We start from the raw sequence: 17,416 nt of genomic DNA, 5'->3' as shown, positions 1-17,416 counted from the left end.
TCTATCGAGGTGCCCGTCAATTTGATGATGGGCATTTTATTTGTTTTTTATTAAACATTTAAAACTAATACCTACTTGGCATTTACTTACTGTTAATTATAGTGATGGGGTACGTTATGGAAAAGTCAAAAACACTCAATGCTTTAAATACTAATTTTCGTATGATCGGATTGTCAGCAGATTGGATTTATCAAACGTGGCTAATAAAAGGTTCTCTAACTAAAGGGACTGTTATTTTTGAAAACGAAGATAATGCTACATACGAGCTTGTTGATTTTTATTATGAAGACGAACAGCGTGTAGAGAACATTTTATGCTCTGGCTCTCTAAGAGACGTTATAGAGTTTTCTTCTTGTTTAAAACAAACAAGATGATAGGCGAGATCAACTCTGAAATACCGCGCCGTTCAAAAATTAGGCAGCCTAGAGTGGCTCATCAAACACCACATAGGGCTGCCGAAATCCCAAGCATACGCTGAGCCTGAAACTTAACTACCGTTCGAAGCCAAGCAGGACGTTGAGCAGCACTAAGCTTTGCTCTCCGACATACTGTCGCGTCAAGCCATCAACGCAATCGTTCCCATGGGCAATATAGATGAGCACTGCATTGCTATGGGTTGGCATGCTGAAGATGACAGTCAGCAAGCTGACCAGTATGGTCAAATCCCCGAAAAAACCAAATTGATTGGATGAACCCTTTTGGGGTCTTGGTGGGTCAGTGAAAAACTAGGGTTAAACCTAGATAAAACCAAGCCAAAAAAAATAAAGTCAATTAAATCAACTATTTGGTTTTTTGTATGAATCTTTTTGTTGATGTTTTTCGATTTATCGATCTACGATGCTCCTACTTTTCCAACGTAGGAGCTCGGACATGTCTGCCAAAACTCACTTTCCATCAGCATTCGAACACTTCTTCACATCAGTGAACGATTTGACTCTTATGTTGAAAAGCCTCGGCATCCAAAAAGCTATCCTTAAACCACTGCCGAAAAACGCAAATGACAAGAATCAGATTTATTTCGCTAGTGACTTCAGCGTGCTGTACAACCTTTTTGACATTACGCTGGCCGAACGCGGACCCAGTTTCAGCAGCACCAAGGACTCGTCTACTCCGGGTAGTCTGATCCCGGAAGGGGTATTCAACGACTTCTCATGGTGCAAGCGTGATGGAACTTTGGTTAAGGCCAAGAACGTCAAGGTTATTATCTACACGCAATATCCCGAGGCGCGCCTGTCAGGGTTCATCAGTGTAGAAAACGACATGCCTCAATCGCTGTCAGTTAGTTTCATGAAGGACAATCCGGAATGTAAACGCATTCTTGTTCTTGGCAGCCTGCCAGGTGGGGCATGTATTGCACTTGTGATCATCAACTACACCGATAGTTTTGCTGCTGATGTGGCAGCCCTGCCGGGGATGGAAGGGTCACGTATATGCAAACAGATAACAATCGAGCAGGACCACAGAAGTAACCTACTCAAGCAATTATCCGGTGTAGTAAAAACGCCACGGAAGGGATGTCGACTGGATGCATACGGGAACACTCTCCCGTTCACTGGTACCCAAGTGTGTGGATATACTCTGGAGCATGCCTTGGGCATCGTCCCCAACTCGGACAAAGATGGTGATATTAACGGGATAGAATTGAAAACCCATACTCAAGAAAAAGTAACGCTCTTCACACCAGAACCGGATTTCGGTCCGTACACAGATGATTTTGCAAAGTTCATGATGATGTATGGCTATCAGTCGGCTGGGAAGAACGAATACCGTCTGACAGGTGTTCATCGTGCAAATGAACGCAATAAAAAGACCGGTCTGACACTAAAAATTCGTGAATATCGCCCAGCCAACCCAGACGATAAAAAGTCTGACTGGGTGCGTGATGCCAATGGAGATAAAGTAGCATTTCCATATGACAGATCTACTTCATTGACATCCAAACTGAACGCCGTTGAAGTAGTTCTTGAAGATGATGCCGGAAAGGTTGCAGCAGGCTGGAGTCTGACTCGTCTGATGAATACTTGGGGGGTAAAACACAATGATGTGGTGTATCTCTCGGCAAGTAAGACGGCGAATGAAGATCAAGCTGAGAGAGAACAGGGATATGAATTCAAGGTTCGCTTTGAGCCAAAGGTAATCTTGTGTCAGCGGACATCAGCAGAGCATCTTCTGAAAGCTATCAATGATGGTGTCATTTTCCTAGATCCTGCCCCCAAATATGTACCCGATGATGTGTCAAAGAACAAGCGGCGTTCACAGTGGCGAGTTAATGATATCCGTAAGGCTGTCTATTCGTTGTATGATGATGTTAAGATTTTTAATCTTGTCGACGCTTGATGCTTATTGAATTGTTCTGACCGCCCTGTACCAGAATAATATGACACTGTCAGTTCAAGGCGGCATATCCACAATTCAGAAAGTAATGCTTTTTTCATCCATATTAGAAAAATCCTTTATTGCTTTAGCAATAAAGGATTTTTCAATCTCGATAACATGGGGAGGTTCATCCCTCAATGTTCTCATTAATTCTAGAATCTTCGAGCATTTTTGCCGTTACAGGATGAGAAAGCGAGCCATTAGCTGCAAGGACTATATTCTGAGCTAGCTTAGCAATAGATGTGTCAAGTGTTCCAATAACATGAAATTTTTCAACAGGTACATCGATATACTTTAATTTCTTATTTCCATCAAATGATGTCTTGTAGTCGCTAGTCTCACAATTACGTTTTCCAAGTTCATCCAATTGTTTCGAGTCAATACGATACGCAATAAGAAGTACCTTATTTCGCAACGAAGGATCTTGCAACAAGTAACCAGGGCTCAATTCATCGTTCCACTTTGGTTTCACCATAACCATATGGAGTGTATTAATTCCCATATTGGCTAAATCCTTCATCACATTCAACTGACCAAAATTCAAGCCAAAGCATAAACGATTATTTCTATAAAACGGATATTTATGTTTTACTTCAAACTGCATCAACCTTCCATCTGCAAAGGATACGATGTTATCTACATCCCATAGTGCAGTGAAAAAGGGACTTATCACACAGTTTTTGAAAAGACGATGTAGAACGACATCATTGAATAGCCTTTCGTTATAAATCCCCTTAAGCCCTCCCCAGAAAGCTTGCATGTACCTCTTATCATTGCTCACTCTTTCAGCTGGAGCATGATATTGCAACTTAGATATGTTGCGCTTCTTCATCATGTATTGCTGAACAGGTTCTTTGACTTTTTGAGAATTCCAGCTATCTAGAATGAAATCAAAATCTATCCGATCGTAGGTGCATTCAATAAGGACATGTCTTTTGGAATAAAGCCTCTCTTTCAGCGATATTGTATCTTGAAATTTCTCATCATATATCCACAACCACCAAGCTGGTTTTTTCCAGCCACGTACGGGATCCTTATACGACGATTTAACCAAGGCTATAGGGAGAGTGATGATTCCAATGTTGTGTAACATTTCAACAAACTGTCTGAAATATCCTTCAACTATCAGCCCTTCCAACATTTGGTGCTTGTCATGGCGCAGCAAACTTTGCAGGCAGTCATCCGACTCGAGTTCAAGTCGATCAAGTGGTCCCATAGGAGTAATTAGTGACATGGTATTCCATTATGACGCTACAGAATGAGATGCAATTGTATCCGTCAAGGAAGATAACAGCAATATATCATGTGGTTACATGAAAAACACATCACGGAAGGTTCCCAATGAGAGCAAAAAATCGACATGGTTGGTGCAAAGACAGGCTCTTGCCTGATGTCCGGAATACAGCTCAAGAATACAAAACCCGAGCTGATGCTCCGTCGTTTATTCCACTTAGAGAGGATTTCTATTCAGGCTGATGGGCATTGTTGAAGATAGTGGTGGTGAGCAGATTGCCACGCGGCCAGTTAGCTCCATTCAATGGGAGGCAACGTCGACATTCGTTACTTCGTGATTCACAGGGGCCATGATCGTTCAACTACACCAGAATACGCAGTGTGACTCTGTCATCAATGAGGTATTTCATTTCTGAGTAGCTCGGCTTAGTACGGCAAATGTGGGTTCAAGTGTGGGTTCAAAACTAAAAAAGCACTTCCAGTTAAATGAAAGTGCTTTTGTTTTCAGTTGCTTAGCTGTTATGGCTTAGTTCATGCCGTAGCGCTTGAGTTTCTTGCGCAGGGTGCCACGGTTGATGCCCATCATCACAGCGGCGCGGGTTTGGTTACCGCGGGTATATTGCATGATCACGTCCAGCATGGGAGCTTCGACTTCGGAGAGGACCATATCGTACAGATCAATCACTTCCTGACCGTTCAACTGGGCCAGGTAGTTACGCAGGGCCTGTTGCACAGAGTCACGCAGGGGGCGCTGGGTCGGCTCGGCAGCGTGATTGTGAGTAGTTGTTACCAATGCATCAGAAGTCAGGGTTTGTTCGAACATATTCGGTCGGCTCTTTAGTTATGCGTTAACCTAATCCATCGAAATACGCTTCGAGTGCCTCTAGTTGTGCGTCTGCACAATCCAGGGCATTGAAGTGCTTACGGAATTCTCGGCCCGTCTCTTCTTCATCCAGATACCAGCCCACGTGTTTACGAGCAATGCGCGCTCCCAGATATGCACCATAAAACTGATGCAGGTTGGTTACATGCTCGTTCATCAGGGTGCGAACCTCTTCCCTTTCGGGAGGCGGCAGCTTGGTGCCCGTCTCAAGAAAATGACGGATTTCCCGGAAAATCCAGGGTCGTCCTTGCGCTGCACGGCCGATCATCACGGCATCAACGCCGGTATAGTCGAGGACATACCGGGCCTTCTCCGGGCTGTCTATGTCGCCATTGGCGACAACAGGAATCGATACGGCCTGCTTAATCGCCTTAATCGTGTCGTACTCAGCGTGACCCCGGTAGAGGCAGGCACGGGTACGACCATGCACGGCGAGGGCCGCGATACCGCAATCTTCGGCGATTCGGGCGATCTCCTCGCCATTGCGGTTATCCGGATCCCATCCTGTGCGGATCTTCAAGGTAACAGGCACATCCACTGCATCCACTACGGCCCGGCAGATAGTTCTGACCAGATCGGGATGGCGCAGCAGGGCGGAACCTGCCAACTTCTTGTTCACTTTTTTTGCTGGACAACCCATGTTGATGTCGACGATCTGAGCGCCCTGCTCCACGTTGTAGCGGGCGGCAAACGCCATCATCTCTGGGTCGGCTCCGGCAATCTGGACCGATCGCAAGCCACCTTCTGCAGAGTGATCCATTCTCATCCTGGTTTTCTGGGTATCCCAGACATCCGGGTTGGCCAGCAGCATCTCGGAAACGGCCATGCCGGCACCCAATCGCAAACAAAGTTCACGAAATGGTCGGTCTGTTACACCGGCCATGGGCGCCACAATCAAGGGTGTTTCAAGCGTGTGGGGACCTATCTGCATTCCACGGTTACCATCGGCTTAGGGCGGCGTATATTACGCATTTTTTAGTCAGGAGAAAAGGTTAGTATTTGAGCGTCAGCCATTTTTTTCTGAAAAAAACGTCGCGCCAAGGCTTGCAAATTCAGGAGTGCTTGAAAATCAGGCATATTGTCGGGGTGGATCTGCGGGGTCAAATGAGTGGGTGGCTCGACGATTTGGCTGTCCCCCTCTCGTACTGGTTTGCGCTATTATACCGGCCTTGAATCGAGCAAAGGCTCCAAACAATTTCATTACAAACAGATTGGGGATGTATGACGTCAAGGTTCATCAAATCTCTCTGCCCATGCCTGCTTGGGGCCATGCTGGGCTCAGCCCAGGCACAGACGGTCAGTTTCAGCGAAGCCTGGAGTCGGGTTATCCAGCAGGATGACGGACTGGCGGCAGAACAGGCTGGTGTGGATAGAGCCAAGCAACTGCGCGAGGCTGCCAAGGCCATGTATCTGCCCAAGGTGGATGTGGGGGCCAGCTATACCCACCTCGATCAGCCGATGGAGCTCGACATGATGGATCTCAATCCTATCGCCAGCCATCCGGAATTTGGCAAGGTGCTGGCCCCTGTCATGCAGGCGCTCAATCTCTCCGCCAGTGATTTCGTGACTCCCCTGACCAAGCAGAATGTGGTGACCAGTTCGGTCAAGATGCTGTGGCCACTGTTTACCGGTGGTCGCATCGATGCGGCGCAGGATATCCGTCAGGCTCAGGTGAGCGAAGCGCAGCAGCTGCTGGTGCTCAAGCAGCAATCCACCTTCGAGAGCCTCTCCCAGACCTATTTCGGCGTAGTGCTGGCCGCGCAGGTGGTGCAGACCAAGCAGGAGATAGAGCAGGGGCTGGCCCATCATCTGGATCATGCCAGGAAACTCGAAGCCCAGGGCCAGATCGCCAAGGTCGAGCGCCTCTCTGCCCAATCAGCCTATGACAGGGCGCGCATCGATACCCAGAAATCCCGCCGCACTCTGGAGATAGCTCAGCTGGCGCTGGGCCACATGCTCAAGCTCAAGCAGGCCGAGCCCAACACCCAGCTCTTCATCAATGAGGGCATGCCGCAACTGGATGCCTTCGTGCAGGAGACCCTGGCGGTCCACCCCGGCCTCAGGCTGCTGGCCGCCAAGAAGGAGCAGGCGCAGGGTCTGATCAAGCTTGAGAAGGGCAAATATGCCCCCGAGCTGTTCCTGTTCGGTAACTACAACCTCTATGAAGATGACTCGCTGGCCTCTAAAACCACGCCTGACTGGCTGGTTGGCGTCGGGGTCAGTATGCCGCTGGTAAGTCGGGATGGTCGCTCTGAAACGGTGCAGGCAGCCAAGAGCGCCGAGTTGCAGGTCAATCTGCTGCAGGCCAAGACCCGCCAGGATCTGGAGTTGCTGGTCGAGAAGACCTGGCGCGAGGCGGCGCAGGGGCTGGAGGAGTATCAGGCACTCTCCTCTTCCCAGGCCTTGGCCGAGGAGAACGTACTGCTGCGGGACAAGGCATTCGGTCAGGGGCTGTCCACGTCGCTGGATGTGGTCGATGCCCGTAACCAGCTGGCGGGGGTCAAGACCCAACGCGCCGCCGCTGCCTATCAATATGTGATTTCGCTGGCTCGCCTGTTGGCACTCTCCGGTCAGATGAACAGTTTCAATCAATATCAGCATGGTCAGGCAATAAAGGTGAATTCATGAGTCATTCTCCCATCAAGAAGAAGATGAGCCAGGGCAAGCCGCTGTTGTTGCCACTGGTATTGGTGTTGCTCGCTCTCTGGCTGGGCTGGCGCTTCTGGCTTGCCTATCAGCCTGAGCCGGTTCGCTTGCAGGGCCAGATAGAGGCGCAGCAGTATTCGGTTTCTTCCAAGGTGGCGGGCCGGATCGACGAGGTGCTTGTGAAGAAGGGTGACGTGCTGGCCAAGGATCAGCTGGTATTCACCCTGGCTAGCCCCGAGATTGAGGCCAAGCTGAGCCAGGCCAAGGCGGGTCAGGCTGCGGCCGGGGCCATGGCCGAAGAAGCCGAGAAAGGGGCGCGTGCCCAGCAAATCGCTGCAGCCAAGGATCAGTGGCAAAAAGCCAAGGCGGCCGCTCAGCTGCGTGGCAAGACTTACGAGCGTATCGCCAGTCTGCACCGTGATGGGGTCATGCCGCTGCAAAAGCGCGATGAGGCCTGGACTGCCTGGCAGGCGGCCAAGTACAGCGAAGGCATGGCCTGGCAGCAATATCAAATGACCCTGGAAGGGGCACGGGAAGAGACCAAGGTGGCGGCCCGTGAGCAGGCCAATATGGCGGCAGGCTCGGTGGCGGAAGTGGAGGCTTATCTGGCCGATACCCGCATCGCCAGCCCCCACGCAGGTGAAGTGTCCCTGGTGTTGTTGCGCAGTGGCGAGCTGGCGCCGCAGGGATTCCCCGTGGTGACGCTGCTCGACATGGGGGATGCCTGGGCCCAGTTCCATGTGCGTGAAGACTTGCTGCCCCGCTTTGCGTTGGGTACCGAGTTTGACGCCACCATTCCTGGTCTGGGTGAGCAGACGGTCCGCTTCAAGGTCACTCATGTGGCCGTGATGGGTGATTTTGCCACCTGGCGTGCCACCGATACCCGTCAGGGCTTCGACATGAAGAGCTTCCAGGTGGAGGCGCGCCCCTTGCAGCCGGTTGACGGTCTGCGGGTTGGCATGAGTGTGCTGGTCGAACTCTGATGAGACATGAATGGCGGCGATTGTGGCAGGACCCCTTCGGTCGTGCCCTGATGAGCTGGGTCCCCCTCTTGCTGATGGGTATCCTCTGCTGGATCTTCTCGGCCGGGTTGGCGCGGGATCTCAAGGTCGGTCTGGTGGATCTGGATCGGAGTGTCCTCTCCCGCCAGCTGGTATTTTCGCTGGATGGTTCCGCCGGCCTGCGCCTCACGGGTCAGTTTGATTCCATCGATGAGGGGGCCCGCGCCCTGCGAGGGGGGGAGATCTACGCCCTGGTGGTGATCCCCCATCATCTGGAGCGGGATGCCCGCCAGGGGACCCAGCCCCAGGTGACAGTGTTCAACAATGGCCAGTTCATCCTGATTGCCAAACTGGTCAACTCGGCGCTGGCCCAGGTGGTCGGCACTCTCAATGGTCAGGTGGGCGTGCTCGCAGCCATGGCCGATGGCAAGGCACTGTCCGGCGCCGTTGGGCAATCCGTGCCTATCAGCAGCCAGGTGACAGCGCTTTACAACATCAATTCCAGCTATGCTCAGTTTCTGCTGAGCGCCCTGCTGCCTGCGGTATGGCAGATACTGGTAGTGCTCTACGGGATCAATGCCCTGGCTCGCACCGATCGATTGGGACTGGACTGGACTACTCAAGGGGTCTGGTTCGGCCTCTGGCGCATTTTGTTGCCTCATGTATTGATTGGGTGGGCTTGGGGCCTGGTGTGGAGCCTGCTGCTGTTCAAGGCGTTTGGTTATCCCATGCAAGGCAGCTGGCTGGTGCTGACACTGGGTCTTGGGCTCGCCTCGGCGGCCTGCGTCAGCATGGGAGCCTTCTTTTACGGGATGATCCGGGATCCGGCCCGCGCCTTGTCGCTGGCGGGCGCCTATACAGCGCCGGGATTTGCCTTTATGGGGGTAACTTTCCCTGTCAGTGCCATGGGCGATTTTGCCCAGTTCTGGCGAAATCTCTTGCCCATCTCCCATTATGTGGAGCTGCAGATAGGGCAGACCAACTACGGACAGCCGCTCGGTGCCGTCTTGCCCCAGTTCGGCGCCCTGCTGCTGTTTTTACTGCCGTTGTTGCTGGTTGTTCGTCGTTACAAGCAACAGGCCGATCTTGCTCGTCAGACAGCCGATAAGGAGCCGGAACAATGTTAGGTTTCTGGGATCTGTTGCGGCTGGAGCTGCGCACCCTGCTGGCCGACAGGGCCATCATGCTGACCCTGTTTGGTGGGGTACTCTTCTACTCCTTCCTCTATCCGCAACCTTACCTGCACCAGTTGCCGCGGGAAGAGGCTGTGGTGGTGGTCAACGAAGATGGCAGTCAGCTTTCTCGCCAGCTGGAGTTCATGGCCGATGCCACCCCCCAGGTGAAACTGGTGGCGCGGGCGGCCAGTCTGGATGAGGCACGTCATCTGCTGCTGACGGGCAAGGGCCGCGGTATCCTGCACATCCCTCGCCATTTCTATCGGGATCTGATGCAGGGCAAGAGCGTCACTCTGGGCTACGCCGGTGATGCCTCCTACTTTCTGGTTTACGGCACCATCGCCGAGGGCCTTGCCCAGGCCGGTGGCTCGCTCGCTGCGCAGGTGAAGGTCGCTCGGTTGCTGAGCCATGGGGAGGCCTTGCCCCAGGCAGCCACGGCCTGGAATGCAGTGGCACTCAACGTGCTGCCCGTGTTCAACCCCACCATGGGTTATGTGAACTATGTGGTGCCGGCTGTGTTTGTGCTGATCCTGCACCAGGTGTTGCTGATGGGGACGGGGATCCTGGGGGCGACCCAGAATCAACGCAGTGGGCGCGGTGAGCATGGTTATTGGCAAAGTGCCCCTGTGCTGGCCCTGTTGCTGGCCAGAACCCTGGTGGTGGGCGGGCTCTTCGTGCTGCCCGTGGCCTACTTTTTCGGCTTCTGCTTCGATCACTACAACATAGTGCGTACCGCAGAGCCGGCCGCGCTGTGGTTGTTCACCCTGCCGTTCCTGCTGGCGACTACCTGGCTGGGGGTGCTGCTGGGCGCCCTGTTTACACGGCGGGATTTGCCAACCCAGGTGGTGCTGCTCTCCTCCATGCCGCTGGTCTTCCTGGCGGGTTTCATCTGGCCGCTGGAGCTGATCCCGACCCCGCTCAACTGGCTGGCCCAGTGGGTGCCGAGTACTCCGGCCATCGAGGGCTTCTTGCGTCTCAACCAGATGGGCGCCGATTTTGACCAGGTTTCCCGCTACTGGTGGCAGTTGTGGGGACTGGCATTGCTCAACGGCGGCCTCGCTTGCTGGGTGCTGGCATGGCGCCAGCGGTCCGTGCCTGCCGTCAATTGACCCTGCCCGATATGGAAACGGTCAGCTGAGGCTGACCGTTTTTTTAATTGGCTGGCAGGATTAACCGCGTTGCAGTGTAGGGTCACTGATGGCGTAGATATTCCCTTGCGCCGTCCCATCGGCAAGCAGGCGCAATCCCTGTGCGGCCACATCCTGGCGTCGTACCAAGCCGTGCATCTCTTTCCCCTGACTCAGTTCCGCCTGTCCGGTGGCGTCACCGTCCTGCAAGCCCGCCGGGCGCAATATGGTCCAGCTCAGTGCGCTGCTTTGCAGCCAGCTTTCGGCCAGACTCTTCAAGCGCACCTCATGACCGAAGGCAGCCCGCGCCCGCTCTGGCAGGTATTGCCAGCTGTCGCCGCAACCGAGCGAGGTGACCAGCAGCAGGCGTGTCAGCCCGGCTTGTTCCATCTCGTCGATCACATGGCGATTACCCAAATAGTCGACGGGTTCCGGTTGGCGGAAACTGCCGAGGGTCGAGACCACTCCGGCTTCGTGGCCAGCCAGCCTGCAAGCTTGCGCCACGGCCTCCTGGTCGAGGGCGTCACCCTCAACGACCTCGACCCCCAATGTACGCAGCTCTGCGGCCATCTCCGGGTTACGGACCAGGGCCACGACTCTGTGACCCTGGCTCAAGGCACAATGGGTGAAGGCGCGGCCCAGCCCGCGGCTGGCTCCGAAGATAAGTGTGGTTGGCATGGTTCTGCTCCCTTTGGCGAAAGGGTTAGCCTAGAGGGTTGGCATTGCTCTGTAAATGAGAGTTGTTTTTATTTGGTGGTGGGTAAGCAGGGAGTCACTGCGAGCCCGGCCAGCTGGCACGGGCTCGCGTGGAGATCAGCCGTTGTAGTGGCCTATGTTGGGGCGACGACTGGGGCCGCTCAGTTGGATATCCACCGGGTTGAACGCCTTGATCGCCTCGAAGCTGAAATCACCGATGGCCTGATGCAGGCTCTGGGGGCTGTGGTTGGTGATGATGATGACGCTTTTGGAGAGGTTGCGTCGGCGACGCAGCAGATGGCCGAGGAAGCTGGACTGGCTCTCCGCCATCTTGGCACGATTGGCGGACACCTCGTCGATGATCAGCAGGTCGACCTCTTCCAGGGCGCGGCGGTACTGATTGCGCTCCTCCTGATCCTGGATCACGTTGAAGAAGAGGCGATCCACTATGGAGGCCCACTGCTGAAAGATCACCGATTTCTGGTGCAGGGCGATCAGTTCATGGGCCACGGCGCCTGCCAGGGTCGATTTGCCGGTGCCATAGTCGCCATAGATGAGCATGCAGCCGCCACCGCTCTTCTCCCAGTGCTCGAAACCGCTGATAAAGTAGCGGGCCGTCTCCATGGGGTACTGCAGCGCCGGATCGGTGGCATCCATCTTCTCGAATACCCAGTCCGGGTTGAGATCCGCCTGGGCGATGAGCTTCTGGATCCGCTCCTGGCGAGCCGCCTTCTGCAGTTCGCGTACCTCGGCGTTGGCTTTGGCGTCGTACTCCTTGCGCAGAGTCTCGTAGTCGTACTGGCTGCCACCGGTCTGGGCCTGCAGACGGCGAATGCGCTCAAGCAGGCCGCCCACGTGCTGGCTCAGCTCGGTGTCGTGCACACGATGATCCTGTTTGGCTTTGGCGATCTTCCGGCGTTTGGCTTCAATCTCTTCCAGCTCCTGGCGCAGGGGATCTTGCGGGTCAGTCATGGAATGCTCCTTCTGCTGGGTCAGGGATGGGTTTGCAAGGGGTTGATTTTGCCTGCAGGCAGGGGCCGCTATCAATCATTATCCGGCTCCTGCTGTGGCGCCTGTTCCAGTTTCTGACCATGGGCCAGCCGTTTGGCCTCTTCGATCATCTGCTGCGCCCGCTTGCTTGGGCCAGAGTCTGCAGGGGCTGACGTGACCTGCTGGTAACCTTTCGCCTCCATCGGCTGGCGACGGACGTAGCGGCGGGTCTTGAGGGCACGAATGAACTTGAGCATCCATTGATGCTGGGAGTCGAACACCTCGGGGCGGCCCAGCCAGTAGGCGATGAACTCCCCCAGATCCTCTTCGTTATAACTGGCATCGATCACCCCGCACAGGCGGGCGAGGGCGGGCAGCTCTTCATCCGGTCGCCATTGCAGGTGCATCTGGAAGGGGCGCTCCGGCAGCGGGCTGCGCACCTTCTGGGTCAGCAGCGGCAGCTGGAACGGACACTGATGGTAGTGCTCACTGTCAGCCTGCGCCTCGACCTGCAGCAGGCCGGCCTCCATCAACTCGTCGAACAGCTCGGTCAGCTGGCGGGCGTTGACCTGAAAACAGAAGCCGCTGGGATCGGTTGGATCAACCACTGCCAATGAGCGCCCAAGCTCGGGATAGTTGAGCCGGGCCAGCTGATTTTCCAGCACCAGTCTGCGCAGCTGCAAGGTATAGAGGCTGCGAGCCGGATGGGACAATCTGGGATGGGCGAGGGCGCTGTATTCGGCTGGTGTCATGATGTTCTTCAGGGGCTGGCGTGGGGGGCATTATCCCCCATGGCGGGGCCTCATACAATTCGCGGCTGGCAAGAGGGGGATGGCTTGCCTGAATGTACCACTTGGTGGGTAGTCATGGCCATGAACCATGATCCCCTTCACGGACTTTACCACCCTGTTGGGGCAAGCTTGCCCACAGACAGCCCCATCGCAGCGAATGGACTCTGACTATGCCTTTGAGCGCTAAATACTGGTTACCCCTCTTTGCACCCCTGCTGATCCTGATGTTGCCTACCGCCAGCTTCGGCCTGGCTGGCTTCACAGTGATAGAGCAGCGGATCCTCGCCATCTTTGTGATGGCTACCCTCTGCTGGGTGCTGGAGCCGATCCCCATCTTTGCGACTTCGGTACTGATCATTGTGCTGGAGTTGCTGTTGGTGTCGGACAGCGGGATCAAGTGGTGGCAGCCTGCCTCACCTTCTGCGGAGTTTGGCGCCCTGCTCAGCCACAAGGAGATAATGAGTACCTTCGCTTCGCCTATTATCATGTTGTTTCTTGGTGGTTTTTTTCTGGCGATCGCGGCGACCAAGTATCGGCTGGATATGAACCTGGCGCGGGTCATGCTCAGGCCGTTCGGCCAGAATCCCAACAGAGTGCTGCTGGGGTTGATGGGGATCACCGCCACCTTCTCCATGTTTATGAGCAATACCGCCACCACCGCCATGATGCTCTCCATTCTGACCCCTGTACTGGCCTTGCTGGGGCCGCGGGATCCCGGTCGTATCGCCTTCACCCTTGCCATCCCGGTGGCGGCCAATCTGGGGGGGATTGGCACTCCCATCGGCACGCCACCCAATGCGGTGGCCCTCAAGTATCTGGTAGGAGACGATGCCATCAGTTTCGCCGCCTGGATGAGCTTTGGCGTGCCCTTCGTGCTGCTGATGCTGGGGTTTGGCTGGTTGCTGCTGATCAGATTGTTTCCCTGTGAGCAGGGTCGCATCGATCTCGAGATCAAGGGCCATTTTCTCAAGACGCCCAAGGCGCTGCTGGTCTATGCCACCTTCATCCTCACCATTGGCCTCTGGCTGACTGGCGATTGGCACGGTATCAACTCCTATACGGTCGGTCTGGTGCCGGTGGCTATCTTCCTGATAGGCCAGGTACTCACCAAGGACGATTTGAAAAAGGTCTCCTGGGACGTGCTCTGGCTGGTTTCCGGCGGTATTGCACTGGGGATGGGGCTGGAGAAGTCGGGATTGGCGGCCAGTCTGGTGCAGGCCATTCCATTCAGTCAGTGGCCACCCATGCTGATCATGGTGGGGGCGACGGGGCTCTGTCTGCTGATGGCCAATTTCATGAGCAATACTGCCTGTGCCAACCTGTTGCTACCCATGGTGGCCGCTCTCGGCTCCTCGCTGGATCTCGGCTCGGTCGGTGGCAGCATGGGCTTGATCCTGAGCGTGACCTTTGCCGCCAGCCTCGGGATGGCGCTCCCCATCAGCACACCCCCCAATGCGCTGGCTCATGCTAGCGGCAATGTGGATACTCGTCATATGGCGCTGGTGGGGGTCAGTTGTGGCGGCGTTGGCTTCTTGCTCTGCCTGGCCATGATAGCGCTGCTCAATGCCATAGGGTTTGTGCAATGAGCGAGCCCCATCCCCTTCATTTGCGTTACTTCAGCGATCCGCTGCGCCAGCGCACCCTGGCGGCGGGGGAGCAGTTGCTGGAGCAGGGAGAGCATAACGATCGGCTCTATTTGCTGCGCAGCGGGCGGGTAGAAGGCACCATCATGGCTGAGAGCGAGCGCCAGCGAGTGCCAATCATGATAGTGGAGGCGGGCAACTACCTCGGGGTGCATAGCTATTTCTCCCGGGGGGCCAGTTATTGCAGGCTGGTGGCGCAGGAGCCGTGCGAGCTGGCCTGGCTCGATCGCAATACTCTGCCGGTCGAGCCCGAGCGGTTCGGCTCGCTGGCAGATCAGTTCATGCCGGTCATCATGGCCGAGCTGGCCCAGCGCCAGCGCAAGGTCAATCATGCCTATCTGGAGCGGACTCGCACCCAGCTGCGACTGCTGGAGGCGGAAAAACTGAGTCTGCTTGGCCAGCTGGCGGCAGGCTTGGCCCACGAGCTCAATAACGCCATCGGGGTGGTGACACGCAATGGTAGCGGTCTGGTCGATTTTCTCGGCGACATGCTGCGGCAATATTATCCCAGAGAGTTTCGTCTGTTTCGCCAGGGACTGGAGGCGGGGCAACTGAGCTCCAGCGCTGAAGTGAGGCGGGATGCCAGGCGGCTGGAGGAGCAGTTCAGGCTGGCCCCGGAGCAGGCCAAGCTCCTGGCGCGGATCCTCAATGGCGAACAGCCCACCCGGGCACGGATGCGGGATCTGCTGGGGGTCGCCAACTACTGGCAGCTTGGTCGCGATTGTCACGACATGCAGCTGGCGGTGAACCATGCGGCGGCGATCGTGCGTTCAGTCAAGCAGTTGGGAGGCGCCGATGGTGAGCGTCGCCACGGCGTGAAGGTGCGCGACACGCTTGAGCAGGCGCTGGCGTTACTGCAGAGCTCGCTGCGCCAGGTTCAGGTTGAACCTGTGCTGGAGGGAGATCCCCGACTCTGTGCCAACGAGGCCGAGCTGGTACAGGTATGGGCCAATATTCTGAAAAACGCGCTGGATGCCCTGCAAGCGACCGCAGATCCGAAGATCTGGCTCCACTGCCGGACCCATGGCGAGTGGATCGAGGTGACCCTGGCCAACAATGGCCCCGTGATACCGCCCGAGTTGCAACCCCGCATCTTCAAGCCCAACGTCACCACCAAACGCGGCGGGCTTTCGTTCGGATTGGGGCTGGGGCTGGCCATTGCCGAACGGGTAGTGACCAGCTATGGCGGCGAAATTTCGCTTGTCAGCGAACCTGGCCTGACGGCATTCAAGGTGAGATTACCGAGGGAATATGGACAAGATGAATCTGATATGTGTGGATGATCAGCGGGAGGTGCTCAACGCCATCAGCCGCGATCTGGCGCCGTTGGCCAGCTGGCTCAGGGTGGAAGAGTGCGAATCGGCACAGGAGTGTCTGACCCTGATGGAGGAGCTGGATGCCGCCGGGGAGCAGATTGCGCTGGTGGTGTCGGATCATGTGATGCCGGGCCTGAGCGGAGTGGAGCTGCTGACCCGGATCGGGCTGGACGGGCGCTTTCCTCATACTCGCAAGATCCTGCTGACCGGACAGGCGACCCACAAGGACACCATAGCGGCCGTCAATCTGGCCCGCATCGATCACTACCTTGAGAAACCCTGGCAGGGCGCCGAGCTGCTGCGGGTGTGCCGCTGCCTGCTGACCGAATTCGTGTTGGCTGCCGGAATTGACTACCAATCGTTTATCAAACAACTGGATGCGGAGACGCTCTATAAGAAATGGGAATGATTGTCATAAATTGACGTCTTGGTGCACACGTCTCTGTCGATTTGGTCTAGGCTTATTCTTTAAATAACCAGTTGACTAATAAGAGCTTTGTCAAGATGTCAAAAGCCGGATTACGGATCTTGGTGGTGGAGGATGAAGCCGTTTTTCGCCACTCTCTGGTAACTTATCTCGAGCATGACGGGGCGTGCGTATTTCAGGCCGAAGACGGGATTGAAGGCCTCTCTGCCGCCGCGATTTATCACCCCGATGTGGTGCTGTGCGATCTGAACATGCCCAACATGGATGGGCATGAGGTCATCGCCTGCCTCTCTGCCCGCTATCCCCATATTCCCGTCATCGTCATCTCGGCCCAGAGCAAGATGGAGGCGGTCGAGCGTGCGCTGCGCGCCGGTGCCCGTGATTATCTCATCAAGCCGGTGTCTGACTACGGTCTGGTGCGCCACAGCATAGAGCAGTGTTTGACGGCCAACTATGGTCATGGGCAGCAGCTGGAACTGATGGATCACATCGACTTCTTTCGTGATCACGACAAAGCCGCCACCCGCTTGCTCGCCTGGCTGAGGCCGCCATCACTGCAGGAGTGGGGTCCCTGGCAAGTCACCTTCAAGGGGATGGGCAACCTGTTTATCCCGGATACTTTCAAGGTGGATGACAAGCTGCTGGTACTGGTGATGGAGCTGCCGATCCTCGGGGTGGATGCGGCTTTTTGCGGCGCCCTGGTGCGCTCCCTGATGAATGCCCCCTATCGCCAGTTCCAGCACAAGGAGAGCCTGCTGCTGACCCAGCCGCACCGGCTGCTCGACTACCTCAATCTGCAACTTATCGAATCCGGTCTGCGCCACTCCTTTGCCATGGCGGCTCTGCTGTTTGATCAGGAGGACGGGCTGGTATTTGCCAATGCCGGGTTGACCTCACCACACTGGCTGATGCGATCTGGCGGTTTGCCGCTCGGTCTGATGCGCAGCAGCCACTACCCATTGCACAAGCGCAGCTGGCACGAACCCTTTGACCTGCAGTTTCACAACGATAGCGGCAGTGCTCTCCATATGCAGGTACGCCATCACTGATGGCTGGTTTGTGGCAGACATAGACAAACGGGGCGCCCACTGGGCGCCCCGTTTGTCTTTTAC

The 17,416-nt window shown here is 55.6% G+C and carries 16 protein-coding genes; 10 read left to right on the top strand and 6 right to left on the bottom strand.

Translation table 11 applies throughout. The annotated features are described in order from the left end of the window. The first annotated feature begins 116 nt into the window (after window positions 1-116). Both OKC28_RS09585 and OKC28_RS09580 read left to right on the top strand, forming a co-directional pair. Complete coding sequence (locus tag OKC28_RS09585; RefSeq protein ID WP_270688946.1) at window positions 117-374, top strand: hypothetical protein; 258 nt, start codon at window positions 117-119, stop codon at window positions 372-374. A gap of 496 nt (window positions 375-870) precedes the next feature. Continuing rightward, entirely contained in the window at window positions 871-2,337 is a 1,467-nt protein-coding gene (locus OKC28_RS09580; protein ID WP_270688944.1) for an MvaI/BcnI family restriction endonuclease, read from the top strand. Between the two features lie 166 nt (window positions 2,338-2,503). Here the strand turns inward: OKC28_RS09580 and OKC28_RS09575 are convergent, their stop codons facing one another. From OKC28_RS09575 to dusB, 3 genes are all read right to left on the bottom strand, one after another. Further along, window positions 2,504-3,610, bottom strand: a complete 1,107-nt coding sequence (locus OKC28_RS09575; protein WP_270688942.1) for a hypothetical protein — start codon at window positions 3,608-3,610, stop codon at window positions 2,504-2,506. A 525-nt stretch (window positions 3,611-4,135) separates the two neighbouring features. Beyond that, window positions 4,136-4,432 carry a DNA-binding transcriptional regulator Fis gene (fis, locus tag OKC28_RS09570; RefSeq protein WP_005309538.1) on the bottom strand — a complete coding sequence of 99 codons (297 nt, stop codon included), beginning with the start codon at window positions 4,430-4,432 and terminating at the stop codon, window positions 4,136-4,138. A 25-nt stretch (window positions 4,433-4,457) separates the two neighbouring features. Next, window positions 4,458-5,423: a tRNA dihydrouridine synthase DusB gene (gene dusB, locus OKC28_RS09565; protein ID WP_005318109.1), complete on the bottom strand. Its 966-nt coding sequence runs from the start codon at window positions 5,421-5,423 to the stop codon at window positions 4,458-4,460. Between the two features lie 290 nt (window positions 5,424-5,713). On the opposite strand from dusB, the gene OKC28_RS09560 reads away from it, so the two are divergent. Genes OKC28_RS09560 through OKC28_RS09545 form a run of 4 tightly spaced genes read left to right on the top strand, consistent with a single transcriptional unit; the run spans window position 5,714 to window position 10,423 of the window. Next, window positions 5,714-7,120 carry a TolC family protein gene (locus OKC28_RS09560; RefSeq protein WP_059169462.1) on the top strand — a complete coding sequence of 469 codons (1,407 nt, stop codon included), beginning with the start codon at window positions 5,714-5,716 and terminating at the stop codon, window positions 7,118-7,120. Continuing rightward, a complete protein-coding gene (locus OKC28_RS09555; RefSeq protein ID WP_265458420.1) occupies window positions 7,117-8,121 on the top strand; it encodes an HlyD family secretion protein in 1,005 nt (334 codons plus the stop codon). The genes OKC28_RS09560 and OKC28_RS09555 overlap by 4 nt, the downstream gene beginning before the upstream one ends. Then, the gene (locus OKC28_RS09550; RefSeq protein WP_270688938.1) at window positions 8,121-9,266 is read left to right on the top strand and encodes an ABC transporter permease; all 1,146 of its coding nucleotides are present in this window, start codon (window positions 8,121-8,123) and stop codon (window positions 9,264-9,266) included. Before OKC28_RS09555 ends, OKC28_RS09550 begins: the two co-directional genes overlap by 1 nt. Beyond that, window positions 9,260-10,423 (top strand): ABC transporter permease, encoded by a 1,164-nt coding sequence (locus tag OKC28_RS09545; protein ID WP_270688936.1) that lies wholly within the window; start codon window positions 9,260-9,262, stop codon window positions 10,421-10,423. Before OKC28_RS09550 ends, OKC28_RS09545 begins: the two co-directional genes overlap by 7 nt. 60 nt (window positions 10,424-10,483) lie before the next feature. Here the strand turns inward: OKC28_RS09545 and OKC28_RS09540 are convergent, their stop codons facing one another. The 3 genes from OKC28_RS09540 to OKC28_RS09530 form a co-directional block, all read right to left on the bottom strand. Next, window positions 10,484-11,119, bottom strand: coding sequence for an SDR family oxidoreductase (locus OKC28_RS09540; RefSeq protein ID WP_125609452.1), 636 nt, complete (start codon window positions 11,117-11,119; stop codon window positions 10,484-10,486). A gap of 135 nt (window positions 11,120-11,254) precedes the next feature. Then, a complete protein-coding gene (locus OKC28_RS09535; protein ID WP_021140633.1) occupies window positions 11,255-12,109 on the bottom strand; it encodes a DnaA ATPase domain-containing protein in 855 nt (284 codons plus the stop codon). Window positions 12,110-12,180: 71 nt separating this feature from the next. Then, window positions 12,181-12,879 carry a DnaT-like ssDNA-binding domain-containing protein gene (locus OKC28_RS09530; protein WP_021140632.1) on the bottom strand — a complete coding sequence of 233 codons (699 nt, stop codon included), beginning with the start codon at window positions 12,877-12,879 and terminating at the stop codon, window positions 12,181-12,183. Window positions 12,880-13,088: 209 nt separating this feature from the next. On the opposite strand from OKC28_RS09530, the gene OKC28_RS09525 reads away from it, so the two are divergent. The 4 genes from OKC28_RS09525 (at window position 13,089) to OKC28_RS09510 (ending at window position 17,353) form a co-directional block, all read left to right on the top strand. Further along, window positions 13,089-14,504: an SLC13 family permease gene (locus OKC28_RS09525; RefSeq protein ID WP_021140631.1), complete on the top strand. Its 1,416-nt coding sequence runs from the start codon at window positions 13,089-13,091 to the stop codon at window positions 14,502-14,504. After that, window positions 14,501-15,844, top strand: coding sequence for an ATP-binding protein (locus OKC28_RS09520; protein WP_212540962.1), 1,344 nt, complete (start codon window positions 14,501-14,503; stop codon window positions 15,842-15,844). Before OKC28_RS09525 ends, OKC28_RS09520 begins: the two co-directional genes overlap by 4 nt. Beyond that, the gene (locus OKC28_RS09515) at window positions 15,822-16,286 is read left to right on the top strand and encodes a response regulator (protein WP_197665895.1); all 465 of its coding nucleotides are present in this window, start codon (window positions 15,822-15,824) and stop codon (window positions 16,284-16,286) included. Before OKC28_RS09520 ends, OKC28_RS09515 begins: the two co-directional genes overlap by 23 nt. 95 nt (window positions 16,287-16,381) lie before the next feature. Continuing rightward, window positions 16,382-17,353 carry a response regulator gene (locus OKC28_RS09510; RefSeq protein WP_212540963.1) on the top strand — a complete coding sequence of 324 codons (972 nt, stop codon included), beginning with the start codon at window positions 16,382-16,384 and terminating at the stop codon, window positions 17,351-17,353. Window positions 17,354-17,416: the final 63 nt, after the last annotated feature.

Source organism: Aeromonas sp. D3, assembly GCF_027705025.1.
GTDB classification, from domain to species: domain Bacteria; phylum Pseudomonadota; class Gammaproteobacteria; order Enterobacterales; family Aeromonadaceae; genus Aeromonas; species Aeromonas salmonicida.
This window is presented reverse-complemented; position numbering and strand designations above follow the sequence as displayed.